Source organism: Schumannella sp. 10F1B-5-1 (genome assembly GCF_006517535.1).
In the GTDB taxonomy this organism is placed as follows: Bacteria; Actinomycetota; Actinomycetes; order Actinomycetales; family Microbacteriaceae; genus Schumannella.
Window position 1 is genome coordinate 1 of record NZ_VHQH01000219.1, and the last position, 251, is coordinate 251.

General features: G+C 72.9%; 1 protein-coding gene. It reads right to left on the reverse strand.

What is annotated here, in order from left to right; translation table 11 throughout:
* Positions 1–251: aminotransferase class III-fold pyridoxal phosphate-dependent enzyme (locus FJ658_RS15485; RefSeq protein WP_141146240.1), on the reverse strand; the 251-nt coding region annotated here is incomplete at both ends.

Sequence of the window (251 nt, forward strand, 5' to 3'; positions counted from 1 at the left end):
CTCGTGCAGTTCGTCGTCGCCGATGATGAGCGGCGGCGCGAGCCGGATGCGGCTCTCGTTGGCGGCGTTGATGATGAGCCCGCGGTCGAGCGCTCGGCTCGCGACGATCCCGGCGACGGGCTGGGAGAGGCCGATCCCGAGCAGCAGGCCGCGGCCCTGGATGTCGGTCACGAGCGGCGAGCCGATCAGCTCGATACGGGCGCGCAGCTCGGCACCGCGGGTGCGGGCGTTCGCGACGAGGTCGGCGCTCT